This is a genomic window from Microvirga sp. HBU67558 (genome assembly GCF_018069605.1).
Taxonomy (GTDB): domain Bacteria; phylum Pseudomonadota; class Alphaproteobacteria; order Rhizobiales; family Beijerinckiaceae; genus Microvirga; species Microvirga terrae.
Genome location: NZ_JAGPUP010000530.1, coordinates 24248 through 47313, shown reverse-complemented (window position 1 = coordinate 47313; position 23066 = coordinate 24248). Strand labels below are relative to the sequence as shown.

Annotated in this window: 18 protein-coding genes and 2 pseudogenes; 11 read left to right on the top strand and 9 right to left on the bottom strand. The window is 64.5% G+C overall.

The genetic code is table 11. From position 1 onward, the window contains the following. Positions 1–21 precede the first annotated feature (21 nt). The 4 genes from KBI52_RS17870 to KBI52_RS17855 form a co-directional block, all read right to left on the bottom strand. Entirely contained in the window at positions 22–954 is a 933-nt protein-coding gene (locus KBI52_RS17870) for a 3-hydroxyacyl-CoA dehydrogenase (RefSeq protein ID WP_173948677.1), read from the bottom strand. A 20-nt stretch (positions 955–974) separates the two neighbouring features. After that, entirely contained in the window at positions 975–3491 is a 2517-nt protein-coding gene (locus KBI52_RS17865; protein WP_210809121.1) for a branched-chain amino acid ABC transporter ATP-binding protein/permease, read from the bottom strand. Positions 3492–3495: 4 nt separating this feature from the next. Continuing rightward, positions 3496–4371 (bottom strand): branched-chain amino acid ABC transporter permease, encoded by an 876-nt coding sequence (locus KBI52_RS17860; RefSeq protein WP_173948675.1) that lies wholly within the window; start codon positions 4369–4371, stop codon positions 3496–3498. 129 nt (positions 4372–4500) lie between these two features. Continuing rightward, positions 4501–5751 (bottom strand): ABC transporter substrate-binding protein, encoded by a 1251-nt coding sequence (locus KBI52_RS17855; protein ID WP_210809118.1) that lies wholly within the window; start codon positions 5749–5751, stop codon positions 4501–4503. An 82-nt stretch (positions 5752–5833) separates the two neighbouring features. On the opposite strand from KBI52_RS17855, the gene KBI52_RS17850 reads away from it, so the two are divergent. The 4 genes and pseudogenes from KBI52_RS17850 (at position 5834) to KBI52_RS17835 (ending at position 9216) form a co-directional block, all read left to right on the top strand. Next, positions 5834–6550 (top strand): GntR family transcriptional regulator, encoded by a 717-nt coding sequence (locus KBI52_RS17850; protein WP_247654471.1) that lies wholly within the window; start codon positions 5834–5836, stop codon positions 6548–6550. Between the two features lie 82 nt (positions 6551–6632). Beyond that, positions 6633–7409, top strand: a complete 777-nt coding sequence (locus KBI52_RS17845; protein ID WP_173948672.1) for an SDR family oxidoreductase — start codon at positions 6633–6635, stop codon at positions 7407–7409. 59 nt (positions 7410–7468) lie between these two features. Next, entirely contained in the window at positions 7469–8257 is a 789-nt protein-coding gene (locus KBI52_RS17840; RefSeq protein ID WP_210272219.1) for an SDR family NAD(P)-dependent oxidoreductase, read from the top strand. Positions 8258–8373: 116 nt separating this feature from the next. Then, positions 8374–9216, top strand: a pseudogene (locus KBI52_RS17835) (IS5 family transposase). Positions 9217–9267: 51 nt separating this feature from the next. Here KBI52_RS17835 and KBI52_RS17830 read toward each other — a convergent pair. Both KBI52_RS17830 and KBI52_RS17825 read right to left on the bottom strand, forming a co-directional pair. After that, a pseudogene (locus KBI52_RS17830) lies at positions 9268–10164 on the bottom strand (zinc-dependent alcohol dehydrogenase family protein); the annotation flags it as partial. Positions 10165–10173: 9 nt separating this feature from the next. Beyond that, entirely contained in the window at positions 10174–10449 is a 276-nt protein-coding gene (locus KBI52_RS17825; protein ID WP_210809115.1) for a hypothetical protein, read from the bottom strand. Between the two features lie 243 nt (positions 10450–10692). On the opposite strand from KBI52_RS17825, the gene KBI52_RS17820 reads away from it, so the two are divergent. Then, complete coding sequence (locus KBI52_RS17820) at positions 10693–11172, top strand: pyridoxamine 5'-phosphate oxidase family protein (RefSeq protein WP_173948670.1); 480 nt, start codon at positions 10693–10695, stop codon at positions 11170–11172. A gap of 262 nt (positions 11173–11434) precedes the next feature. Next, a complete protein-coding gene (locus tag KBI52_RS17815; protein WP_210809113.1) occupies positions 11435–11725 on the top strand; it encodes a hypothetical protein in 291 nt (96 codons plus the stop codon). A gap of 249 nt (positions 11726–11974) precedes the next feature. Here KBI52_RS17815 and KBI52_RS17810 read toward each other — a convergent pair whose 3' ends face one another. The 3 genes from KBI52_RS17810 to KBI52_RS17800 form a co-directional block, all read right to left on the bottom strand. Then, entirely contained in the window at positions 11975–13690 is a 1716-nt protein-coding gene (locus KBI52_RS17810) for an aconitase X (protein ID WP_210809111.1), read from the bottom strand. A 496-nt stretch (positions 13691–14186) separates the two neighbouring features. Then, positions 14187–15965 carry an adenylate/guanylate cyclase domain-containing protein gene (locus tag KBI52_RS17805; protein ID WP_210809109.1) on the bottom strand — a complete coding sequence of 593 codons (1779 nt, stop codon included), beginning with the start codon at positions 15963–15965 and terminating at the stop codon, positions 14187–14189. A gap of 228 nt (positions 15966–16193) precedes the next feature. Next, positions 16194–16463 carry a hypothetical protein gene (locus tag KBI52_RS17800; protein ID WP_210809107.1) on the bottom strand — a complete coding sequence of 90 codons (270 nt, stop codon included), beginning with the start codon at positions 16461–16463 and terminating at the stop codon, positions 16194–16196. A 501-nt stretch (positions 16464–16964) separates the two neighbouring features. On the opposite strand from KBI52_RS17800, the gene KBI52_RS17795 reads away from it, so the two are divergent. From KBI52_RS17795 to KBI52_RS17775, 5 genes are all read left to right on the top strand, one after another. Further along, complete coding sequence (locus tag KBI52_RS17795; RefSeq protein ID WP_210809105.1) at positions 16965–17546, top strand: Hsp20/alpha crystallin family protein; 582 nt, start codon at positions 16965–16967, stop codon at positions 17544–17546. Positions 17547–17730: 184 nt separating this feature from the next. Further along, positions 17731–18804 (top strand): NAD(P)-dependent alcohol dehydrogenase, encoded by a 1074-nt coding sequence (locus KBI52_RS17790; protein ID WP_173948664.1) that lies wholly within the window; start codon positions 17731–17733, stop codon positions 18802–18804. 152 nt (positions 18805–18956) lie between these two features. Continuing rightward, positions 18957–19790 (top strand): universal stress protein, encoded by an 834-nt coding sequence (locus KBI52_RS17785; RefSeq protein ID WP_173948663.1) that lies wholly within the window; start codon positions 18957–18959, stop codon positions 19788–19790. 27 nt (positions 19791–19817) lie between these two features. Further along, positions 19818–22415, top strand: coding sequence for a cation-translocating P-type ATPase (locus KBI52_RS17780; protein ID WP_247654470.1), 2598 nt, complete (start codon positions 19818–19820; stop codon positions 22413–22415). Further along, positions 22412–22993 (top strand): NAD(P)H-dependent oxidoreductase, encoded by a 582-nt coding sequence (locus tag KBI52_RS17775; protein WP_210809101.1) that lies wholly within the window; start codon positions 22412–22414, stop codon positions 22991–22993. The genes KBI52_RS17780 and KBI52_RS17775 overlap by 4 nt, the downstream gene beginning before the upstream one ends. Positions 22994–23066: the final 73 nt, after the last annotated feature.

Below are 23066 nucleotides of genomic sequence, written 5' to 3'. Positions count from 1 at the left end.
GGCTTGGTTCCTCTCGGGAGATCACTGATCTGGTTGCGATTTCTTGTGGGCCTTCAACGCAGCCAAGCGTTTGTCCCGCCAAGCAGAGCGCCGTGCGAGCTCATCGGGTCCAGGCGCTTCGCCCCAGGTCTCCAGTATGCGGCTCACATTCTCCTTCTCCCAGACATGAGGCCTTGCGGCATCTTCCGAGAGACGCCGGTAGAAGCCTGTATAGCGGTCGCAGTAATCAGCGATGCCACCGGGTGCGTTGAGCTCGATGGTTCCAAAGGGGCCAAGGAAGGACCAGCGCAAACCGAGACCGTCCTTGACCGTCTTATCAAGATCCTGCGGGCTCACTACGCCTTCTCCGACGAGCCGGAATGCCTCTGCCAATAGCGCACCCTGGAGCCGGTTCAGGACGAACCCCTCGACCTCGTGGTTTACGACAATGGGCACCTGCTCGACACTCTCATAGATTGTTCGCGCCCGAGAGACTGTCTCGGGCGCAGTCCAGGGAGCTCCACACAGCTCGACGACTGGCACGAGATGGGGTGGGTTGACGGGATGGGCTACGAGGCAGCGGGCGCGGCCCGACAGTCCTTCGGTGAAGTGGGACGCAACAATCGCGGAGGTCGAAGAGGCAAGAATGCAGTCTGGTGGCGCGAGCCGGTCCAGCTCCGTGAAGATGAGCCGTTTGGTCTCGGCGATCTCGGGGCCATTCTCCTGAACGAGGTCGGCTCCGGTCACAGCCTCCGCGAGCGAGGATACGGCGACAACGTGAGCTGACGCATTTTCAGGATTGGCAACGAGGCCATGCCTTGCGAGCTCCTCTAATCCCTCGCGGACGAGGCCAGGGGCCTTCTCAAGCGTCTCGGGGTCCGGGTCGGTGATGCGCACCTCCCAGCCGGCCCGCGCAAAGACGATTGCCCAAGACCGGCCGATCAGCCCGGCGCCAATGATTGCAGCACTCGGCATTCTTTGATCTCCCTCATGGCTTACAGCCATAGGACCTTGCGGCGGAGCGCAAGATCGTCTCGCAAATCCTTCGATGGACCTGTATGGATCACCCGCCCACGCTCAAGGGCGACCGTCCGGTCGGACAGGGCGAGTGCGAGGTCCAGGTGATGGTCGACAATGATGATCGAAACTTCATGGCGGAGCTTGTCGAAACTCTCGAAAAGTTGCTCGATGATGGTCGGAGCAAGCCCTTCGAAGGGCTCGTCCAGGAGCAGCACCTTCACGTTCCCCGAGAGGGCGCGTGCGACCGCCACCATCTGCTGCTCGCCGCCGGAGAGAAAATCCGCCGGGGTTTCGAGCCTCTCACGAATGCGCGGGAAGTACTCGAAGATCCTGTCCAGATCCCACCGGACGCCATGGCCTGTCTCGCGCTTGAGCCGCCCGAGCTCAAGATTCTGAGCCACAGTCATTCCGGCAAAGAGGCCGCGCCCCTGCGGCACATAGCCAATTCCCAGACGCGCGATCTCAGAAGACGGACGGCCGGCGATCTCTTGGCCATCAAGCCTGATCGAGCCTGAACCGGGCGGTGCAATGCCGATGAGCGTTTTGAGCAGGGTCGACTTGCCGGCGCCGTTGCGGCCCAACAGAGCCAAGATCTCATGTTGGTGCACGTCGAGGGACACGTCCGTCAGGACATGGCTCTTGCCGTAGAACGTGTTGACCTTCTCTACGGCGAGCAGGGTCGCCTCTTCGACGGCGCTCTGCCGAGGCTTCGCCGCGATGGTCGCCGCGCCGGAGCCTATGTAGATTTCTTGGACTTTCGGGCTGGAGCGGGCATCCTCCACCGTCCCGTCAACCAGCACCTGACCCGCATTCATCACCGTAACGGCATCGGCGATCTGGAACACGCGATCGATGTCGTGCTCGACGAGCAGCATCGGAATGTCCGTGGAAATCCGCTTGATGATGTCGCCTATGCGCTGGCGCTCAGCGGCGGCTAGACCGGCGAGCGGCTCGTCAAGCAGCAGCACCCTCGGTTTCGTGGCAAGCGCCAGGCCCATGTCTAGGAGGCGCTGCCCGCCATAAGAGAGGGCGCCCGCCTCGGCCTTCTCGATGCCGGCAACTCCGAGATAGCGGATGACCGCTGAGGTCTCGGCTTCGATCTGCTTGATTGATCGCGCGGCCACCCACGGATTGAAACGCTGCGGGTGGCGGGCCTGTACGGCTAGGCGGACATTCTCTTCGACGGTCAGGGCCGGGAAGAGGCTCGTGATCTGGAACGAGCGTCCGAGGCCATCGTGCGTGATCGCTTCAGGGGAAAGTCCGGCGATGGACCGGCCTTGGAGGAGGACGTCGCCTTCGTCAGGCGTGTAGTACCCGGAAATCAGATTGAAGGCTGTTGTCTTTCCGGCGCCATTGGGCCCGATCAGGGCATGGAGGCTGCGGTTGCGCACGGCGATGTTGACCGACTGGACGGCCTTGAGCGCACCAAAGCTCTTTGTAATGCCGCGAGCTTCGAGAATGACGCCCTCCACATGACTGGCCGGCCTGAGAAACGGGGGCAGCGGCTCGTCGGTCAGGGTGCGGCCTGCCATAGCGGCTTCTTCCCTAACCTTGGCCCGGAACGGAGCTTTTATCCGTTGTGTGACTCCCACCAGCCCCGTCGGCGAGAGAACGATGAACCCGACGAAGAGGATACCAAAATAGAGCAGCCAGTGCGGGGTCCAGATCGACAGGAACTCGCGGAACAGAATGTAGAAGAGCGCTCCCAGGGCTGGCCCGAGAAAACTGCGCATTCCTCCGATCACCACCATCGCGATCAACTCACCTGAGAATGCAACCGAGAGGGGCTCGGCCGAGGCGAAGCGATGGTTGAAGACCGAAAGGATACCTGCAATCCCCACTACCGTGGCGGACACAACGAATCCGAGAAGTTTGTAGCGATTGGTCGGATAGCCGAGAAAGCGGGCGCGTTGCTCGTTCTCCCGGATCGCCACCAGCACGCTTCCTGCGGGCGAGCTGTGGAAGCGCAGCAGGGCAAAGCAGACGGCAAATGCCACAGCCGCCACGAACCAGTAGTAGGTCCAGTCCGAACTCAGATCGAGGCCAATCGCGCGGGTGCGGACGACACCGCCGAGCCCGCTTTCTCCACCTGTCAACGCGGTCCAGCGGTAAGCGACTGCAAAGAGCATTGCCGCCAATGCCAGCGTGAGCAGGGAGAAGTAGACGCCCCGGCGCCGCAGGATGAGCGCACCAAGGAGAGACGACGCTCCAGCGATGAAGACGATGGCGAAGAGAGCCGGAAGAACGATGCCCTCCGGAAACCAGTGGAGCTGGCTCAAGGCCGCCGCGTAAGCCCCAAGCCCGAACCAGACGCCGTGTCCGAAGGAGACGAGACCGGTGTAGCCGACCAGAACGTTCAGGCCGAGGCAGGCGATGGCGAATACGACCACGTCGATCGACGAGCGAAGCGGCAGGCCGATGGGGTCGAGGATGAAAGGCAGCAGAATGAGCGCTGCCGCTGCGATGAGGAGGGGCCAGTAATTCGTACGCATCGATCTACTCGAATTTCTGGATGCGTTCGCCGAGCAGCCCCCGCGGCCGCAAAAGCAGCACGAGAGCCATCAGTAGGTACATCGAGGCTTCACCGGCGGGTGGGAAAAAGTAGATCGTGAGGCCGCGCACTACGCCTACGAGTGCAGCGGCGGCGATCACGCCCCAAAATGACCCTAGCCCACCGATGACCACCACCACGAAGGCGGCTGTTAGAATCTCCGCTCCCATAGCGGGGTGCACTCCCGATATTGGTGCCAGCAGGACCCCGGCGAGACCTGCGAGTCCGATGCCGAGCGCGGCGACGGCTGTCATGTACGGCTGAAGTGAGATGCCGAGCGCGCCCACCATATCCGGGTTTTGCACTCCGGCCCGAACCACACGGCCAAAGGCAGTGCGATAAACCAGGAACCAGGTCGCGATGACAGCGGCGAGGGCTACCCCGAAGATGATCAGGCGGTAGCGCGGATAGATGAAGCTGCCGAGGAAGACCTGTCCCCGGAGAGCCGTCGGGATGGAAAAGGGCAGGGGAGCCGCCCCGAAAATGATCCGCAGGCTCTGCTCGATGATCATGGCAAGCCCAAAAGTCAAAAGCAGGCTGAGAATGGGATCCGCGCGGTAGAACCTTCGAAAGAGCAGGCGCTCGATGACGACGCCCAAGAGCGCGACGAGCAAGGGAGATGCAACGAATGCGCCGGCAAAGCCAATCCAGGATGTCAGCGTGACGGCAAGATAGGCACCGACCGCATAGAACGCGCCGTGGGAAAGATTCACGATTCCGCCCAGCGAGAAGATCAGCGACAGGCCGAGGGCGATCAGCAGATAGTAAGCACCCACCAAAAGGCCATTCAGCACCTGCTCAAGAAGAAAGACGAACGCCACGCGAGACTCCCTTTCCAGTCATTGGAGGCGTCCTCCCGCGAGGAGCCGGAACTGAGGGGAAACAGAATGTCGTGCTTTCTGGCGGCCGGATCGGCGGTCAACCATCCGGCCTGACCAATGATTGAGGCGTCACGCCTGCATCTTGCAGGTTCCGTCCTTCGGGGGTGCCAGAACCTCAAGATCCTGGTTGGGACCAGAGACGGAGCCCAGCGGGTCATAGATATCCCACTGGTCCTTCATCTTGTCCGAATCCTTCGCACGAACGGCATACATCTCCTGGACCATCTGGTTGTCGTAGGCCCGGAAATAGCCTTCGCGGCCCTTCAGAATGTCAAACTTCGCGCCTTTTCGCAGGTGCTCGGCGAGCTTTTGCGGGTCGGCCGTTTTCATCTCGGTAAAGGACTGCGCGACGATCTTGAGGGAGTTGTAGTCGCCCCAGCACTGGTTCTCAGGCAGTTTGCCGTATTTCTTGGTGAAGGCCTCAACGAACTTCTTCGACGATTGCGTATCGACCATGTGGTGCCAAATCAGCGGCCAGATGCCAGAGAAATTCCCCTTGCCGGCGCCCCAGGCCACGGCCGTGTCGAAGCCGAAGCCGGTGATCGGGAACTGGAGACCGTACTCGGCATACTGCTTGATGAAGTTTGTGATCTGATTGCCGGCAAGATTCGAGGCGACGATATCCGGCTGGGCCTGCCGGATCTTGAGGAGGTAGGGGCTGAAGTCGGTCGCGTCGGTGGGGACGAGTTCCTCGCCGATGAATTCGCCGCCGTTCTCCGTCACGAATTTCTTGGCGACCCGGAAGAGATCGTGGCCGAAGGCATAATCCGCCGTGAGGGAGTACCACTTCTTGCCCTTGATCATGTTCTCGGTCTTCAGGTACGTGCCGACTGCCGTGACCATCATCGAGTTGGCAGCCTCGATGTGGAACATGAAAGGATTGCAGCTCGCTCCGCGCAGGGCGTCGGAATTGGCGCCGGTGTTGATGAACACCGTCTTGGTCCTGTTGGCCACCTGACCAATGGCCAGAGCCGAGGCGGAAGAGATTTCGCCGATGATCATCGCGACCTTGTCGCGCTCGATCAGGCGCTCGGCTTTGGCAGAGGCCGTCTGCGGGTTCACCGAATCCTCGATCACGAGCTCGACCTTGCGGCCGAGGACGCCACCGGCGGCGTTGATTTCCTCTGCGGCGAGCTTGACGCCCATCTGGGCGAACTCGCCGAGCGGTCCCAGGAAACCGGTTACAGGCGTGAGGTGCCCGATCCTGATCACGTCAGATTGCGCCTTTACGATTGCAGGCATCCCGAGGCCTGCAAGCGCAGTCGCGCCGGCCGCTCCCTTCAGGAGCATACGACGGGTCAAGTCATCAGAATGTGCCATGGCCGTTTCCTTCCTCCCATGATGCTGTCGCGTCACTTGCCGTGATCCGTGATCACAGTTAGACTGTCGGAAAATGAGCAACTTGTCGAGCCCCCGCCCCACCAAGACGCCATCGGCCATCGCCCAGATCGGCCGGCTGGAACGTGTTACCCTCGGCGAACGCGTCCATACCGAGCTACGTGAGCTGCTGATGAGCGGTGAGCTCGCCCCCGGGCAGAAGATGTCCCTGCGTAGCGTCGCCGAGACTCTCGGCGTCTCGATGATGCCGGTGCGGGAGGCAGTCTCGCGGCTTGTCGCCGACCAATCCCTGGAGGTGCTGCCGAACCGTGCGGTGCGCGTGCCGCTGATGAACCTTGCACGTTTCCGGGAACTGACGATCGTGAGACTCGCGGTCGAGGGCTTCGCGGCGGAGCAGGCAGCCAGAAGCCGTGCGGAATCCGACCTCGCCGCCATGCGGCAGTTCGAAGAGGCGTTCCTCGCTGAGGCCCGAAGCTCCGAACCTCATGCAGATCGGGCCGTCCGGGCCAATAAGGAGCTCCACTTCGCCGTCTACGAGGCGACCCGTCTGCCGACCCTGGTGGGGATCATCGAGGGGCTCTGGCTAAAAATCGGGCCAATTCTGAATTTCGACCTCAAGGCCTCGCCCGAACGGTTGCGAACGGGCGGCGCAACCGGACATCACCGTCGTCTCGTCGCTGCGGTGAAGGCTGGTGACGGAGCCGCCGCACGCCAGGCGCTCGTCGACGACATCGAAGGCGCGGCCTGTTTCATCGAGAGCACTGGACGTCTGCTGGAGTAGGCCGGCGCCCCAGCCCTCGAACATCACAGGACGATCGGGCGCCGAGTGCTGGGGGCCCGCTTCAGGGATGGAGACGACGAAGATGGACCTCAACATCGCCGGATTTCGTGTGCTGGTGACGGCTGGCGCTGCTGGCATCGGCCTTGAGATTGCCCGTGCCTTCCACCGCGAGGGTGCGCGCGTGCATATCTGCGACGTGGACCGCGCCGCTCTCCGGGAGGCGACCGCGAGTGATCCTGACCTGACGTCCTCCTATGGCGATGTGGCTGATCGTGCTGATGTCGCCCGGGTTTTCGAGGAGACGCTGGGAGTTCTCGGGGGACTGGATGTCCTCGTCAACAATGCTGGTATCGCGGGGCCGACCGCGCGGGTTGAGGAGATCAACCCGGAGGATTGGGATCGCTGTCTTGAGGTCTGCATTACCGGGCAGTTCAACTGCACGCGTCTTGCCGTGCCCTACCTGAGGCAAAGCCAGAACGCCTCGATCGTGAACTTGTCCTCCGCCGCAGGCCGTTTCGGCTTTCCCCTGCGTTCCCCGTACGCTGCTGCCAAATGGGCCGTGATCGGGTTTACGAAATCGCTGTCACGGGAACTCGGTGAGGATGGCATCCGCGTGAACGCGATCCTGCCCGGCGTCGTCGCCGGCGACCGCCAGCGCCGTGTGCTCGAAGCCAAAGCCCAGCAACTTGGCGTATCGTTCGATGAGATTGAGCGCCGGGCGCTCGCGAGCACGTCTCTGAAGGAATACGTGACGGCGCAGCAGCTTGCCGATCAGATCGTCTTCCTATGCTCGCCGCTCGGACGCACAATCTCGGGGCAGGCGATTGCCGTCGACGCCGATCTCCAAGCCCTTTCCTGAGGAGTGATGAACAGCGCTGTCTACTGCCTTCCTTCCAAACTCATTCTGGAGTTCCAGCCATGACCTCTCCCGAGGCCTACCCCACCATTCCCGATCTTGCCGGCAAGGTCATCCTCATCACCGGCGCCAGCACCGGGATCGGAGCCGCGGCCGCAGTCGCATTCGGGCACAACAAGGCGCGTGTGGCAATCCATTACAACACCAGCAAGAACCCGGCGCGGCAAGTAGCCGAGGAAGTAAGAGCGGCCGGCGGGGAGGCGTTCCTGATCCAAGCGGACGTGACCGAGCCTGAGGCGGCGGCGCGGGTCGTGGCCGGGGCTGTTGAGCATTTCGATCGCCTTGATGTACTCGTCAACAACGCCGGCGGCCTCGTCAAGCGGACGCCAATCAAGGATTACACGGACGAGTATGTCGATGCCGTGCTTGCCCTGAATGTGGATCAGGTCGTGCGCTTCGTCCGTGAGGGCATTTCGCATATGCGGGCGCAGGGCGGCGGTTCCATCATCAATGTGTCGTCGATCGCCGCGCGCCACGGCGGCGGGCCGGGATCGGTCATCTATGCCGCAGCCAAGGGCTTCATCTCGGTGGCCACGCGGGGCTGGGCCAAGGAACTGGTCAAGGACGGCATCCGGGTCAACGCGGTTTCGCCCGGCGTCATCATGACTCCGTTCCACGAACGCTATTCGACCCCGGAGCAGCTTACCGCCATGCAGGCCACCATTCCCATGGATCGCCTCGGCACGCCGGACGATTGCGTCGGCGCCTTTCTCTATCTCGCTTCCGACAAGCTCAGCGGCTACGTCACGGGGCAGGTGATGGAGGTGAATGGAGGCCAGTACATGCCGTAGACGCGCTTGGTGTTCGAGAGAGGGTGACAGAAGGATGTTGGTGCATAAGTCCGTCCGGAGTGACGCGCCGGGCCGACAGTGAGGTATAGGAGCGATCCGCCGAAGCTGAGAGCTGTATGCCTTACAAGGTCAATGAAAAGTGCCGCCACAGGATCCCAAAGGCCTGCTACCGCGTGAAGAATTGGTATTCCTACGATGCGGCGCTACGCCGGCGGGGCGATCTGAAGGTGTTGGTCACACCCGCCGCCTCGCAATGGCAGGCGCCGCCGACCACAGCAATATTCAGCGATTGCGATTGAGACCAGCTTGACGCTGCGGCTGGCGTTTGGCCGGCCGTGGCACCAGACCGAAGGCATGCTGGCCTCGATCATGCGCCTGCTCGGCTTGGAGCTTACGGTTCCCGATCTGGTGCCGGCGAATGGCAGCGTGAGAAGCGTGGTGGCCAAGGGCGCCGGACCTGGCGCAAGCTCCACCTCGCCGTTGATCCCGATTCCGGTGAGATCCTCGCGTCGGAACTGACCACAACTGCACACGGCGACGCCTCGCTGGCTGGGCCTTTGCTGGATCAGATCTCGGACCCGATTGCTTCGGTCGCGGCTGATAACGCGTACGATGGCGATCCCGTTTACCGCGTCATTGCGCAGCGCGATCCTGCCGCCGCCGTTATCATCCCACCGCGATCAACTGCAGTGCCGAGCGACACGGCCGAGACGGCGCCCACCCAGCGGGACCAGCATCTCCAGATGATCCAGGAGCGGGGTCGGCGCGGCTGGCAGAAAGCGGTGAACTACGGCCGGCGGTCGTTGAGCGAGGTGGCGATGATGCGCTACGAGACCCTGATCGGTCGCCGTCTCCACGCCCAGACTCTGCCAACGCAAAAGACTGAGGCCGCGGCCGCTTGCAAGGTTATCAACGTCATGACCCACCTTGGCATGCCGGTATCCCAGCGCCTCGCCTGAACCCCAGTGCCAGAGGATGAACGCGGCCCATCTCTGAATTGCGCACCCGACCGTCCGCGTCCTGACCCCGGCCTCTGGAGCGATCGCCAGGAAGTCGACGGCATCCTGACGGGTCAGGTTGGCGACGGACACGATCCGCCGCTCCTCCCAGAGCAACCTGTAGGGGAACTGCGGGATATCGCTCATGTGGATGCCGCCGCAGACGACGCGGCCGCCCTTCCGCACGGCCCGCAGGGCCAGAGGCACGAGTTCGCCTGCGGGCGCGAAGATGATCGCGGCGTCGAGGCTCTCCGGGGGCATCTCGTCCGAACCGCCCGCCCAGACGGCGCCGAGCGAGCGGGCGAACTCCTGGGCGGCGACGTCGCCCGGGCGCGTGAAGGCATGGACGCGCCGTCCCTCCCAGGCGCAGACCTGGGTGATGATGTGAGCCGCCGCCCCGAAGCCGTAGATGCCGATCCTCTCGCCGGGACCGGCGGCCACCAGCGAACGCCAGCCGATCAGTCCGGCGCAGAGGAGCGGAGCCTGGGCGACGGGGTCGCCGTCCTCGGGCAGGCTGAACGCGTAAGCCGCATCGGCGACCGCCAGGGAGGCGAAACCGCCGTCGCGGGTGTAGCCTGTGAACAGCGGCTCGTCGCAGAGGTTCTCTTGGCCCGCAAGGCAATAGGAGCAATGTCCGCAGGTGTGCCCGAGCCAGGGAATGCCCACGCGCTGCCCCGGCTCGAGAGACGAGACCCCGAAACCGAGCGCCTCGATCCGTCCGACGATCTCATGGCTGGGGATCAGGGGTAGCCTGGGATGCGGCAGGTCCCCGTCGACCACATGGAGATCGGTCCGGCACACCGCGCAGGCTTCGACTGCCACGCGGATCTCACCTGGACCGGCTGCGGGCGGCGGCCGTTGCTCCAAGACCAGAGGCGTTCCTATCTCGTGGAGAACCATGGCCTTCATGGCAGCCCCTCAGCGGAACGTGGCGTCCATCCGCTCCCTCAGCGCCTCGATCTCGCGGACATACGGCGCGCGCCGCCTGCAATGGCTCAGCCAGAGGCCGGTCGTCAGCCGGTCCTTGCGGGCTTCGTCCATCGGCCTGCTCTCGATCACGATCAGATTGCTCGCGTGGGCGACATCGAGGTCGACCAGGGTTGCGAGCAGCGACCGAAGACGCGGGAGGATGTCGGGATCAAAGGCCCGATGCTCCTTCCGCTCACCTTGAACATGCGAACGCTCATCACCCATGGAGCCCTCCGCCGTCGGTCGGGTTCGTGAAAGGCTCGCCCGTGTCCGATCATACGCGAAAACCGGGCAGGTTGCGGTCGGAATTGTGCGGAAGCCTGCGGTCGGATCGGGGAAGCATTCAGAACGAACCTGGGCCAAGGATGCGGGGCTTCTCCGGCCTCGGCATTGATCCAGATCAAGGCGGTCGGGCGGGACCGAAACCATCATGGGCCAGCACGGTCCGTCCACTGTGAGGACATGGCCATGGACGCAAGACTTCGCGACGAGATCCTGTCCATTCTCGACCGCGCGAGCGACATGACGCTCGCAACGGTCCGCCAGGACGGCTACCCGCAGGCCACGACGGTAAGCTTCGCCAACGACGGGCTCGACATCTACTTCGGATGTTCGGAGGATTCCCAGAAGGCCCGAAACATCCGCCGCAACGGCAAGGTGTCCGTGACAGTCAACCTGCCCTATGCGGACTGGGGCGAGATCCGTGGCATCTCGGCCGGGGGCCGTGCTACCTGCGTCACGGATCCGCAGGAGATCGAGCGTGCGGGACAGCTCCTGCTTGGGAAATTCCCGCAAGGGATCGCGGAGTACGCCTCGGGGCCACACGTCGGCGTCGCGTTCTTCAAGGTCGTTCCGACCGTGATCTCCGTTCTCGATTACCGGAAGGGTTTCGGCCACAGGGATCTCGTCACCGGCGCCTCGGCCGCATGTGCTCCTTTGGACAGGTGATCGGCTTGAGCGGAAGAACTTTGTAACGAAGACATCATCGGCCCGCGCCACCTCAGTGATTTCGCCGCCGTTCCACACGGGCTTGTCGGAGTTGCGCGGCCTCATTGGAAACCAGAACGATGGCCCAAAATGCCCTGCACCTGTCCTGATTGATCAAGCACAGGGCTCTGGAGCAGGTAGAATTTCCCGACAGGCAAGAGATGACAGAAGGCGCGGCTAGGGCGAGTGCCGCCCACCCTTATGCCTGGGAGAGGAAAGATCCATGCACGCTGTGATCAGAACCTACTCAGGTCAAGGAGCCAAGGAGCTCTTTGATCTGCTCGAAAAGCGTACGTCGGATGTCGAAGGCCTGATGCGGACGGTAACGGGATTTGTCAGCTACGCCCTGATCCGCACCGGCGATGGCGGCATTACCATCACGGTCTGTCAGGACAAGGCGGGCACCGATGAGAGCGTCCAAAAGGCCAGGGAGTGGGTTGGGCAGAATGCGTCGGACATTGGCGCGAGTGCCCCGAAAGTGACGGATGGTCCAGTCATCCTTCACTTGAAATAGGGGCCAGCCGACGCTGCGGAGGCAGCCTCGTTTGGCAGCCTGCTCAAATCGCCTCAGGTCGAAACGCCGGAGTTACTCTGGCCGCCGCCAACCCAGGTTCCATCAACGGCGTTCCGCGAAAGCCACCTACCTGGAAACAGGGAATGTCTCTTCCTGGCACTCCTGAGACATCGTCTTAAGAGCAGCAATTCTCACGCAACCGGACGCTCCGAACGCGTAAGGAAACGCGGTTCCTGACCCAGTGCGGACCTATAACAGCCATGAGGGCAGGTCCTCTTGAGCCTTGCCGCTACAGGCAGCCTCTACGCACTCGGCCATGCTGCCGAACCGAACACCACGCCCGACGAGGCCTGGCGCATAATGCGCGTACTTGCCGGAGTTGGTCATTAGCGTCTGCACCGCCGGAGGGATTACAGGTTCGCTGAGCATGCACCAGCATGTATCGGTGATAAACTGGATGCCAAAGGCTTCGGCCTCGGCGACATGACCGGCTTGGCGCGCCGCTTCATGCACTGCCCTGCCACAGGTCACGATCACCACAACGTCTGCTGACCTTGTTCGCCCCCGCACCAGTGCTGCCAGTCGAGCGCACTCACTCAGAGAGAAGTGCGGGTTGCCGAGACTGACAAGCCCGATCTCCGGCGACGCAGCCGTGTTCAGTGCCCCCAAGGCCTGTCGCAATTCGCCCAATCCGATGCGAACCTGTCGCTCCGGCCTTTGGTCATCTGCCTCCGGCGTGATCCCGGCAATGTGGAACATCGGTGCGGCGGCGACCGTGGCGAAGGCCGCACCAAAGGCCTTCAGCTCGTCCAGTCCGGCAGCGCTCGTCTCTAGTCCGCAGATCAGCGGGATCTCCGTGCCGCAGACGGAGCCGCAGCAATACCCGAGCAGCGGCCAAAAAGCATCGTCTGCTCTCTCTGGCAGTTCAACCTCCAGCGCGAGTGTCGCCCGCCGACCGGCATCAAGATGGCAGCCGGCTAGCGGCGCCCGCCCGGTCAGGGCGATGCAGACGTCCAAGTAATCCGGGTACTTCATCGTCCGCGCGCCGATCACGCTGTTGGCATAGATTACCGCATTTGACTCCGCCCAGCCGACCTGCTCTCCAAACCGGGGGGCGCTCTCAAGCAGGTATGGCGCACACGTGAAGCTGGGCTGAGCGCCCATGGCAAGGTAGGCGTCCGCAAGGGCGCTCGCAGGGGCGCCTAAGTCTTGCGCCACGCCCTGCGCCCGCCAGCGGCGTTTATCGACAGAGATAGAATTGAGCGTCGTCGGGACGCGCACGCGCGCTCCCCACTCGAGCAGCATCTGTGCGAAGCGCAGGCTTGCTGGCCCCGTGTAGATGCAGCCATCGATGTGGACCTGCGATACATCCATGAAAGCCTCGGCCCCCTGAACTGCTGCCATCCGGAGCAGCAAGCGCATGGCGACCTGCGCCGCTTTGCCGTGCCGACCCGAAAGGAAGGCCTCATCGACCGCGTCCAGCGAGATTGTTGTGTCTTCATAGCTCCCTTGGTGAGCTGGCCCGGGCTGCCAATCCTCATCAAGGGGCTCGTGGAGGAGTTGAAGGCTGGATCCTACCACTCTGGCGTATCGGTACTCACCGATACGGGCGAACACCTCCCGCTCTACTCGCAGCACTGGAATGGATTGCGCAAACATCACCTCTGCAACCAAAGCGCCAAGGGTGAGGATCTCTTCGCGCTCACAGATGATGATGGCTGCCGGCGCATGGCCGTTGAGGATCAGTTCGAGCAGTACGCCGCTTCCGGAGCATGAGCCACGTCCGCTCGGGATCGCAAGCACCCGCCCGGCAAGGCTTTGGTCGCGCAAGGGGTGATGCTGATCGATGACAACGCCCGTTTGAGGATCTACGCCGCCCCAGAAGCTGAGACCCATTTCGGCGCTGAGCAATTCGCCCTCGGCACTACCCGTCACCAATGTCTTGCCATGCCTGATGAGTTCCATGCGATTGCCTCCTGACCTGATGGATGTTCAGGCCTGGGTTTTTCTCCCGAAATCCGCGGCGATGTGCAAGGCTGGTTCCGACGTGGCGAAGTTACGTAGCCTGCGGAACGAGGCTAACTCGCTCATGCCTTCGCTAGGAACGGCCTTGTAGCAGATCCTTCGAAAGGTCCGTTCCTGGCACGAGGCTGACCTTGGCCGTATTTTCGCAATGGGGCTGCAAGGCGACCTTCATGTGACGGCCGCACGGACAGGCTCAGTGCAGGCACCGGTGCGGGATCGGTCCCGACGCGGCAAGTTCCCCCTCGTGGGCCAAGGGCACCCGCAGCAGGCAGCGCTCCCCCGCTGCGGCGAGCGCCCGGGTTACAAGCCGCTCAGCCATGCGAGTCTCACATGGCAGGCGAGGAGAGTGCGCGGAGCGATCCTGTCGAGGACGGCGGGCACTCCGCATGCTGGCAGCGGCCGCAGCCGTCGCGGTCTCGGCGATTGGGTACTGGGCTCAGCGAACTCGTCCGTTCCTCAACGCATCCCCGATCGCTTGCTCGATTTCTTCGATCCAGCCTGGATTGGGGGACGGGATCAACCGGGCAAGATCGCCTTCCGCGACAGTGGCGGATCGGACCTGAGAGGCCGCGGAACGAGCCTGTTCCAGGTCGCCAAGCCGCGTGCAGCACAGGGCAATCATCTTGAGGGCGGGCATCCAGTGCGGGCGCACTGACAGGGCCCGGCGTGCCGCGTCCAGCCCAGCCTCGGCATTCCCCGAGAAGGTATAGGCTACGGACAACAGGAACTGCCACGTGAAGTTCTGCGGATCGTAGGGAGAAAGCCGCAGCCCATGATCCAGCGACGCGATCGCCTCCGGCAGGCGGCCGGTGCTCAGATAGGCAGGCCCAAGCACCAGGTGCCCCAGGGCAAAGCTGGGACTGAGGCCGATGGCGCGCTGAGCGGCTCGAATAGCGGTTTCGTACTCGCCGCCGAAGACATGGGTCACGGCCACGGCATAATGCGAGTAGGGGTTCTTCCCGTCGAGCTCGACAGCCTTCAGGCCGGCTTCCATCCCGCTCCGCAGGCCGGCCTCGGGATCGCTCCCCCAGCCATAAGCGGCAAGGCCGGCCTCGACCCGCGCCAGCCAGATGTACCCATCGGCGGAGTCGGGTTCGGCCTGGATGGCCTTCAGGAACAGCTCGCGGGCGCGCTGGTGCGAGTCGGGCCTTATCTTGTGGAACTCCCACATGCCGCGCCGGACGAGATCCCAGGCCGTCAGGCTCCGGGAGCGCTCAGCCCCGCGCTGACCCTCCTTCCTGAGGAGTTCGGGTTCGATGGCCCCCGCAACCGCCTCCGTGATCTGATCTTGAAGCAACAGGACATCGTCGATATCGCGGTCAAATCGCTCGGCCCAGATGGAGCCGCCGGTCTCGGCCTCGGTGAGTTGGGCCGAGACGCGGACGTGAGAGCCGCTCCGGCGCACGCTGCCGCTGAGGATGTAACGGACACCCAATCGTTGAGCGACTTGCTCCGTCTCGATGGCCTTGCCCTTGAAGGCAAAAGAGGAACTGCGGGACGCGACGAACAGCCAGCGGGCTTTCGTCAGGGCCATGATGATGTCGTCCGTGATCCCGTCGGCGAAATACTCCTGCTCGGGGCGACCGCTCAGGTTGGCGAACGGCATGACGGCAATGGAAGGTTTATCCGTCTGGTTTGGGGTCGGCCGGGCTGCCTTCGGCTCTTGGGGCGAGATGTCCCCGGCTTTCAAGGCATAGACGTGGATGGGCCGTGCGATGTTCTTGAGGCGCTGTTCGCCTCGGTCCTCGAACGGCAGGGACAGCTTGCCCTCAAGCTCGTCGAACACCTTGCCCGAGATGCAGATGCCGCCAGGATCGGCCACACCCTCCAGGCGCACCGCGACGTTCACGCCGTCGCCAAGGATATCCTCGTCCTCGCTGACCAGGATATCGCCCAGGTTGATGCCCATGCGGAGCCGGATTGTCCCGTTCCCCGGTTGGTTGGCGGCGAGATCAGTGACCGCCGTCTGAGCCTCGATCGCACACAGCATGGCCTCGACCGGGCTGGCGAACTCCAGTAGGGCTCCGTCGCCCATAGTCTTGACGATCCGTCCGTGATGCCGCGCGGCGGCCGCCCCGATGATGTCCGACAGGATCGTCCTGATGGCTGCGGCCGCGCCCTCCTCGTCCTCCTCCATGAGTCGGGAAGATCCCACCACGTCGGCAGCCAGGATGGCGGCGAGCCTGCGGTGGGATTTTGGACGCAGATCAGGCATGGACGTGTCCGCGTTTTCATGCAGGGGCAGTTTGCGCCGATCTCGGGTCTGGGTCTACCGGGCTTGGAGCGGGCTTGCAGGCAGGAATGGTGATAGCCCTCTGTCGGAACGATACCCAGCGTGCGATCTTGCCAATCCCGACCGCGATCCCTGGGGCGACGTTTGCCCTTCGTGAGGGTCACATCGGGACTGTTCCATAAACGGCGTCAGCAGCAAGCCGCCCTTGGGTCAGGCAGCCCAAGGACTGAACGTCCGAGGCGGGGAGATCGGTCGATCGATCCTTATCGAGACAGTCATGACGGCAACCCGCTGATGATGCTCGTCGCTCACCTCGACCACTGCCTGGCAGACGCCGTCGTTCGGCAGGTTGTGCAGTCCGATGGCGGCCGCGGTGCGCGCCGCCTCGCGTTCGGCTGCGGCGAGAGTTTCGAATCCAGCGCTAGTCCAAGCGGGAGCGGGGCTCAGCTCATCATGCACGTTCAAGTGGTAGCGAGGCATGGCACCCTCGGACCTGCGGGGAGTTCCTGCAAGTCAGGATAAGCGACCCGCTCGGCATGTCGATCAAATATAAGTTGTGGGATCCATCAAGAATCGTGGCCGCCACAGGCGCAGGTCTCACATGTGAACGATGGCTTTGGACCCGTCGCGCCGTGCGATCGGGTGCTCCGAACGTCCGCTCTGGCGGAGGTACCGGGCGTTCCTGACCGGAAGGGGATCGTCAATGCGTGACCCATTTCAGACCTTTGGCAGGCCGGCACCACTTCCGGGAATGCTAGAGTTCTGCGTGTCGAGCCTGGCTGTAGGCGCTCGGCATGTTGAGTCAATATCCATTCCAAGGCGGTCGATGGTGGACTATCATTGGTCCCGCGGATTGAGCGCTTTCGCTGTGGCATTCCCATGGCGGAGAGCCGAATTCGATCACTCAATCCGAGTTGTGTTGCCCTTCCGGCGCGGGACACCACCCGCCCGTGACCTCAGGTTGATGAGGAGGAACGCACAATGGCCCGCAATCCCATGACCCCCTTCCGTCCCGGTGGCGGGATGTTTCCAGGAGATCCCTTCCTGTCGCTTCATCGTGAGATGAACCGCCTCTTCGATGATGCCTTCCGCGGCATCGGCTTGCCCGCTGCGACTGGCAGTCAGGGGCAGGGCGATGTCGGCAACTTCGTCCATGCCAGCATGAACGTGTCCGAGACGGACACGGAAATCCGGATCACGGCGGAGCTGCCTGGCGTCACCGAGCAGGACATCGATGTGAGCCTCGATGATGACGTGCTTACCGTCCGGGGTGAGAAGAAGTTCGAGCGCACGAACGAGAAGGAGAACTTCCACTTCGTCGAGCGCTCCTACGGCACCTTCCAGCGTTCGTTGCGGCTGCCCTACGCCGTGGACCCCGAGCAGATCCGAGCCAGCTTCGAGAACGGCGTCCTGAGCGTGACCGTGCCGAAGGCCGGACGGCAGGAGCGCTCCCGGCACATCCAGGTCCAGGGACGGGGCACGTCCGGCCAAGGCGGCACGAATGGACCCGGACAGCAGGCCACCGACAGGTCGGGCCGATCCGACGACACGAAATCCGGCTGAAGCCGGCCCGCGCACCCCGTCGGCACGTGCCTGTCACCGCGAGGGGAGTCCTACGCCACGCAAAGGCGAGGCTCCCGGATCTGAGTTGATCCGCGTCAATGTCGGTCGTCGGGAGCCGCGCCATGATCCACATCGTGCACCCTCGGGGCCACGACGCCCCGCATGAACCAGCCGGAGGACTGTCATGCCAAGGATGAAAGCCGCCATCTTCGTGGAGCCGGGCCGCATCATCCTGGACGAGAAGCCAATCCCGGACATCGGTCCCCTCGACGCGCTCGTGCGCATCACCACGACGACGATCTGCGGCACCGACATCCATATCCGGAAGGGTGAGTACCCGGTGGCGCGAGGGCTGACCATCGGCCATGAGCCTGTCGGCGTGATCGAGAAGCTCGGCTCGGCCGTGCAGGGCTACCGGGAAGGCCAGCGGGTCATCGCCGGCGCGATCACGCCGAGCGGGCACAGCGCGGCCTGCCTGTGCGGCTGCCATTCGCAGGACGGGGCCGGCACGAAACACGGATGGAAGCCGCTGGGCGGCTGGCGCTTCGGCAACACCATCGACGGCTGCCAGGCCGAATACGTGCGCGTTCCCGATGCCATGGCAAACCTTGCCCCCGTACCCGAGGGGCTCACGGACGAGCAGGTGCTGATGTGTCCGGACATCATGTCGACGGGCTTCTCCGGCGCGGAAAGCGGGCGCATCCGCATCGGCGACACGGTGGCGGTTTTCGCACAAGGCCCCATCGGCCTGTGCGCTACGGCCGGCGCCCGCCTGATGGGCGCCACATCCATCATCGCTGTCGAGAGCGTGCCCGCGCGCATGGAGATGGCACGCCGCATGGGCGCGGATCACGTGGTCGACTTCACGAAGGCCGACCCCGTCGAGGAGATCATGCGTTTCACCGACGGACGGGGCGTCGACGTGTCCATCGAGGCGCTTGGGCGGCAGGAGACCTTCGAGGCGTCGCTGCGGGTGCTGCGTCCTGGCGGCACGCTGTCCTCGCTCGGGGTCTATTCGGGCGATCTGAGGATCCCGCTCGACGGCTTCCTAGCGGGATTGGGGGACCATACCATCCGGACGACGCTCTGCCCGGGCGGCAAGGAGCGCATGCGTCGGCTCATGGGTGCGATCGCGTCGGGCCGTGTCGACACACGGCCGTTGGTGACGCACCGATTCAAGCTCGACCGGATCGAGGAGGCTTACGACCTGTTCGCCCACCAGCGTGACGGCGTGCTGAAGGTCGCGATCACGCCGTAAGCCCACCGAGAGGTCCGCCGAGGAACCCGGCCGAAGACCGATACGCCGATTGTCTCGGGCGGGTTGCGTCAGATCAAGGCGCTGACCCGCCCGCGGCTACATGATCATGGCCTGGTACGAGGCCGTGACATGGCAAGCAGAGGGAGAGAGCGATGATCAAGGACATCATGGTGCATCTCGATGGAAGTTCCGAGGACGAGATCCGGCTGGAGCATGGGCAGGCCCTCGCGTCATCCGGACGGGCCCATCTGATCGGGCTCTTCACCAACCAGCTTCCCGACCTCACGATCGCCATGCCCATGGATGGCGGAGCAGCCGGGATCCAGGTTCTGACCGAGCTCCAGGACCAGGCCCTGAAGGACGGCGATGCCACGGCCAAGCGGCTGACGGAGCGACTGGCCGGCCTTCAAGTGCCGAGCGAGCTCCGCCGGTTCGACGAGACGTTCGGTGCGTTGTCCGGGAAGGTCGTGGCCGAGGCCCGTTGTGCCGATCTCTTCATCGCCACACGTCCCTATGGCGGGGCCGAGACGGCGGCCTGGCCGGACCTGGTGGAGGCGGTGCTCTTCGGCAGCGGACGCGCGCTCCTGCTCGTGCCACCCGGGCGCCACCGACAAGGGCCGATCCACTCCGTGCTGGTCGCCTGGAACGGCAGCCGCGAGGCGGCCCGTGCCTTGCGCGAAGGGCTGGACTTCATCGAGCAGGCGGCGCGTACCGTCGTCCTCGTCGTGGATCCCCCGGCGGATGCCGAGCCGGTGGCGGAGCTGAAGGCCCACCTCGCCCACCACAATGTCGTCGCGGAGGTCGTCACCGCCGACAGCCAGGACCGGGATGTCGCCGACGTCATCCTCGAGGAGGCGCGCCGCATTTCCGCGGATCTCGTCATCATGGGAGCCTATGGCCACACCCGCCTGAGGGAGCAGGTGTTCGGCGGCGCGACGCGGGACATGTTGACCGCATCGGAAAGCCCAATCCTGGTGGCTCATTGAAGCGGACCCTTCCAACCGGGAGCGGACATGACCGTGCATGCGCGAACGGTACGGAGTGGCCATACCGCCGACGCCGCGATGGTCGCACCTGCGGGTTTGACGGGTCTCGACGAGGCCGAGGCGCAGCACCGCCTCGCGCGACATGGGCCCAATGCCGTCGTGGGGACGCGCTCCCGCGGCCTAATCGACATTGTCCGCGGCATCCTGCGCGAGCCGATGTTCCTGCTTCTGCTGGCCGCCGCAGGGCTCTACCTGGTGCTCGGCGATATCGGGGAAGGCCTGTTCATGACGGCTGGCGCCGTCGCGACCATCGGCCTGGTGGTGCTTCAAGAGGCGAGGAGCGAGCGGGCCTTGGCAGCCCTGCGTGAGCTGGCCGAGCCGTTCGCCCGGGTGATCCGCGGCGGGACCGAGCGGCGCGTCCCGGCGCGTGAGGTCGTGCCGGGCGATCTCGTCCTCGTCGGAGAGGGGGAGCGCCTGCCGGCCGATGGCCTCCTGATCGCGGGCGACGCGCTGACGGTCGACGAGTCCGCCCTCACGGGCGAGTCCGTGCCGGTGTCCAAACGTCCTGCGCCAATCGGAATGGACAGAGCCGAAGACCCGGAGCCTGGGGGAGACGACACCCCGTACCTGTTTGCCGGGACCCTGAACGTGCGCGGGCAAGGCATGATCCACGTCGTGCGCACCGGTGCGTCGACGCGGCTGGGACGCATCGGCGCCTCGCTGGCTGCTATCGAGGACGAGCCGACGCTGCTCCAGAAGACGACCGGGGCCCTCATCGTCAGACTCGGCATCCTCGCGCTCGCGTTCTGCGCCATCGTCGCCGTGGCGTACGGCGTGCTGCGGGACGACTGGATCGGCGGCGCGTTGTCCGGCATCACGCTGGCCATCGCGCTCCTGCCGGAAGAGTTCCCGATGGTGCTGGCGATCTTCATGGCGCTCGGGGCCTTTCGCCTCGCCCGCGACAAGGTGCTGGTGCGCCGCGCCGCGGTGATCGAGACCCTCGGCGCAGCCACGTTCCTGTGCGTCGACAAGACCGGGACGCTGACCGAGAACCGGATGGCTCTCACCACGGTGTGGCGGGGCGGCGAGGCACAGGACCTGCGGGGCCATGGCAGGCTTGCCGATGCTGCCGTCGAACCGCTGCGGACGGCGCTGCTCGCGTCCGCCGTCCGCCCGGTCGATCCCATGGACAAGGCTGTCCGCATAGCGGGGATGCGGGTTCTCCCGGAAGCGGATTGGGCCGGAGCCCCACTGCGCACCTATCCGCTCCGTCCCGAGCTGCTGGCCTTCATCCAGGTCTGGCCCGTTTCGACGGGCGGCGTTCTCTATGCCGCGAAAGGGGCACCCGAGGCGATTACTCGCCTCTGCCGCATGAGCGATGACGAGCGAGCGGCGATGGACGCCATGGTTGCGGGACTGGCGGGCCGCGGTCTCCGGATATTGGGGGTGGCATCCGCCCGCGATGACTGGGACCATGCTGCGGCTCCCGAGGATCTGGCGTTCCGGTTCGAGGGCCTGATCGGGTTTGAGGATCCAGTCCGGTCTGATGTTCCCCAGGCCGTCGCCGAGGCGAAGCGCGCCGGGATCACGGTGGCGATGATCACGGGCGACTATCCGGCCACGGCCCTGGAGATCGCCCGCCGGTCCGGATTTGACACGAGTGGCGGTGTGCTCATCGGCAAGGACGTCGCCGAACTCGACCCAGAAGGCCTGCGCGAGCGGGTGCGGCGCATCCGTGTCTTCGCCCGCATCATGCCGGAGCAGAAGCTTGCCCTCGTCGAGGCGCTCAAGGCCAACGGCGAGGTCGTTGCCATGACCGGCGACGGCGTCAACGACGCGCCGGCGCTCGAGGCCGGCCACATCGGCATCGCCATGGGGCGGCGCGGCACGGATGTGGCGCGCGAGGCGGCGGACCTCGTCCTCCTCGATGACCGGTTCGTCTCGATCATCGGCGGCGTGCGGCTCGGGCGGCGCATCTTCACGAACCTGCGCAAGGCGCTGATCTACGTGACGGCGGTCCGCGTGCCCATCGCCGGGCTGGCCCTGCTGCCCCTCGTCATGGGGCTGCCGCCAATCCTGTACCCGATGCACGTGATCCTGCTGGAACTCGTGATCGACCCGGTCTGCTCGCTCGCCTTCGAGGGGGAGCCGAGCGAGCGGCAAGCAATGGAGAGGCCGCCGCGTCCCGCGAGCGAGCCGCTCTTCGGCACTTCCCAGATCGTGCTCGGGTTCATCCAGGGAGCCGTCGTTCTCGGCGCCGTCCTCGGCCTCTATGTTTGGGCACTGAACGTGGATATCCCCGAGACGCAGGCGCGCACATCGGCGTTCGTGGCCCTGGTGGTCGGCAATCTGGTCCTCGCCTTCGCCGACGCGGCGGAGCCGGGCACCTCGTTCTTCGATCGTAGCAGGCTCGCCTTCTGGGTGATCGGGGCCGTGGCTGCCGCCATCATCGCCGTGGTCCTTTACGTGCCACCCCTTGCCGCCATTCTTCGCCTGTCGCCGCCGAGCCCGTGGTGGTTGGCAGCAGCCCTGACGATCGCGGTCCTGGCGGGCGGCTGGTTCGGGCTGGCCAAGCGGCTCCGGGCGGAGTGGGCGCCACGAAACGAGCAGCGGACACCGGCATGACGCGCATCGTCATCATCCAGGGCCACCCCACATCTGGCGGCGAGCATTTCTGTCATGCGCTGGCGGACGCCTACGCCGAGGGAGCTTTTGCAGGCAGCCACCACGTTCGTTTCATTACCGTTGCCGACCTCGACTTCCCCTTGCTGCGCTCGAAAGCGGACTGGGACAAGGACCCGCCGCCAGCCGTCATCGTGGAGGCCCAGCGGACGCTGGCATGGGCCGAGCACCTCGTCATCATCTATCCTCTCTGGCTGGGAGGGATGCCGGCCCTCCTGAAGGGATTCCTGGAGCAGGCTCTGCGCCCCACATTCCTGACGGGCGGTCGGGAAGGGGCGAGCTGGAAGAGTGTGCTCAAGGGCAGGTCCTCGCGGATCGTGATCACCATGGGCATGCCAGCCTTCGCGTATCGCTGGTACTTCGGAGCGCACAGCCTCAAGAGCCTCAAGCGCAGCGTCCTGTCCCTGGTCGGCATCGGCCCGAACCGGCAGACGCTGATCGGCCTGATCGGGGGCATGGGCGACGCCAAACGGGCGGCATGGCTCGAGGCCATGCGCCGCCTCGCCAAGAGGGCTCGATAACGCCTTGCCGACTAGGTAGGGCGCGGGAACGGTCTCAACTTGTCCCGAGGGCTTGACCGGGATCAAACGCGGC